Below are 2,591 nucleotides of genomic sequence, written 5' to 3'. Positions count from 1 at the left end.
CGGCAATCCCGGCTTTGACGTGATTGTTGCCGTCCAACGAGTTCGTGACCCGCATGGGTCAGGGCGGACTGCTGGAGCCGCTGGATCACGCCAAGATCCCCAACATGAAGAACATCGACCCGACCTTCCTCAATCCCGACTTCGATCCGGGCCGCAAGTTCTCGATGCCCTATACCTGGCTGGTGCTGGCATCGGCTATCGCAAGAGCAAGGTGAAGGCCGTTCCCGACAGCTGGAAGTACCTGTTCGACAGCAACGAATATGCCGGCAAGATCGCCCTGCTGTCGGAAAGCGCCGACCTGATCCGTCTGTCGGCCAAGTATCTGGGCCACTCGGTCAACGGCATCCCGCCCGAGATGGTCGCCCAGATCGAGAAGATGCTGATCAAGCAGAAGCCCTTCGTGAAGGCCTTCCACGACGACAACGGCCAGGACATGCTCGGCAAGAAGGAAGTCGATCTGGTGCTGGAATATAACGGCGACATCGCCCAGCTGATGACCGAGGACGACGATGTCGGCTTCGTCGTGCCCAAGGAAGGCTCGCTGATCAATTCCGATACGTTGTGCATTCCCAAGGGCGCGCCGCGCCCGGGCAACGCCCACGCCTTCATCAACTACCTGCTCGACGCCCAGGCCGGGGCGGCGATCTCCAAGACCATCCTCTATCCGACCCCAATGCGGCGGCCAAGGCCCTGATGCCGGAAGACTACAAGAACAACCCGGTGATCTTCCCGCCCGCCGACATCATGAGCAAGTGCGAGTACGGGGCCTTCGAGGGCGCCGAAAAGGCCAGCCTGTACGAGGAAGTCATCACCCGGGTTCGGGCGGCTTAAGCCGTTCCTCCCCCTGAAGGGGAGGCAGGCCGAAGGCCGGAGGGGGAAGTCGCAGAGAGGCTGCGAACGCTTCCCCCTCCGTCCGCTTCGCGGACACCTCCCCCGTTAGGGGGAGGATCTAGAGGATCGAGGGGACCAACCCATGGAGCAAAGCTGGAAACAGGCCAAGTCGGTGTTCGCCGCCGCCCTGGGCCCGCCGCTGTTTTGGCTGGTGCTGTTCTTCCTCGTGCCCCTGGCCATCGTCTGGGCCTACAGCTTTGGCCACAATGACGGCCTGACCGACATCGCCATCACCGGCACGTTCAAGAACTACGCCCGGGCCATCGAGCCGCTGTACCTGAAGATTTTCGTCAAGTCGGCCGGGGTGGCGGCCCTGACCACGGCCCTGTGCCTGGTGATCGGCTTCCCGGTCGCCCTGGCCATCACCTTCGCACCGCAGAAGACCAAGGCCTGGCTGCTGCTGCTGATCATGCTACCGTTCTGGACCAACCTGCTGATCCGCACCTACGCCCTGATCGCCGTACTGCGCACCGAGGGCTATATCAACAAGAGCTATGAGTGGCTGTGGACCCTGGTCGACAAGGTCGCGCCCCTGGGCGCCTTCCAGCCGATGGAGCTGCTCTACAACAATTCGGCGGTGGTGCTGGGCTTGGTCTATGTGCACCTGCCGTTCATGGTGCTGCCGCTCTATTCGGCCCTGGACCGGCTGGACAAGTCGCTGCTGGAGGCCAGCCTAGACCTCGGGGCCGGCCATCTGCGCACCCTGTTCCTGGTGGTCGTGCCCCTGGCCCTGCCGGGCATCGCCTCGGGCGTGCTGATCACCTTCATTCCGGCCCTGGGCGCCTATCTGACCCCCGACCTGCTGGGCGGGCCCGACAGCCAGATGATCGCCAATGTCATCGAGCGCCAGTTCAAGCGCGCCAATGACTGGCCGTTCGGCGCGGCCATGTCGTTCCTGCTGATGTACCTGACCTTCATGGCCATCGCCGTGCAGGCCGTGCTGGGCCGCAAGAAGACCGGCGAAGGGGCGCGCTGATGGCCAAGAAATCCGCCCCCGGGCCCCTGGAATATCTCCGCCGCTGGCAGATGCAGGCCTGGCTGGCGGCGGTGGGGCTGTTCCTCTACGCGCCGTTGATCTCGCTGATGGTGTTCAGCTTCAATGACAGCCGCCGCAACATCGTCTGGAAGGGCTTCACGCTCAAATATTACGAGAAGGCCCTCAACAACGACTCGCTGATCGAGGCCTTCGGCAACTCCCTGACCATCGCGGCGGTCTCGACCGTGGTCAGCGTCGTGCTGGGCGCCCTGGTCGCCCTGGCCCTGTGGCGGTTCCGCTTTCCGGGCAAGACGGTGGTGGACGGGGCCCTGGCCCTGCCGATCGTGGTGCCCGAGATCTGCATGGGCGTGGCCATGCTGGTGTTCTTCGCCAAGGTCATGCCCTGGCCGCAGGGCATGGTCTGGCCGCTGAACCTGGGCGCGATCATCATCGCCCACGTCTCGTTCTCCTTCCCCTTCGTGGCGGTGGTGGTGCGGGCCCGCATGGCCAGTTTCAACCGCGAGATGGAGGAGGCGGCCCGCGATCTGGGCCGGCGAATGGCGCACCATCAAGGACGTCATCCTGCCGCACATGGCCCCGTCGCTGGTGGCCGGGGCGCTGCTGGCCTTCACCCTCAGCCTCGACGACTTCGTCATCACCTTCTTCACCGCCGGGCCCGACACCGTGACCTTCCCGGTCAAGGTCTATTCGATGGTGCGCTTCT

Annotated in this window: 1 protein-coding gene and 3 pseudogenes; all 4 read left to right on the top strand. The window is 64.2% G+C overall.

All coding sequences use genetic code 11. The features are described from left to right. Window positions 1-831 (top strand): annotated as a pseudogene (locus CSW58_RS12640) (PotD/PotF family extracellular solute-binding protein); the annotation flags it as partial. 17 nt (window positions 832-848) lie between these two features. Continuing rightward, window positions 849-950, top strand: a pseudogene (locus CSW58_RS15470) (hypothetical protein); the annotation flags it as partial. 23 nt (window positions 951-973) lie between these two features. Next, window positions 974-1,867 (top strand): ABC transporter permease, encoded by an 894-nt coding sequence (locus tag CSW58_RS12635; protein ID WP_099447521.1) that lies wholly within the window; start codon window positions 974-976, stop codon window positions 1,865-1,867. After that, a pseudogene (locus CSW58_RS12630) lies at window positions 1,867-2,591 on the top strand (ABC transporter permease); the annotation flags it as partial. The gene CSW58_RS12635 and the pseudogene CSW58_RS12630, both read left to right, overlap by 1 nt.

Origin of the sequence: Caulobacter sp. B11, from assembly GCF_002737765.1 — a bacterium.
Lineage (GTDB): Bacteria > Pseudomonadota > Alphaproteobacteria > Caulobacterales > Caulobacteraceae > Caulobacter.
Note: the sequence above shows the minus strand (reverse complement) of the source record. Positions and strands in the feature narration are given on the sequence as shown.

Excerpts from the sequence above, each read along its gene's own strand:
- CSW58_RS12635 (WP_099447521.1), top strand. The coding sequence starts at position 974 with ATGGAGCAAAGCTGGAAACAGGCCAAGTCGGTGTTCGCCGCCGCCCTG.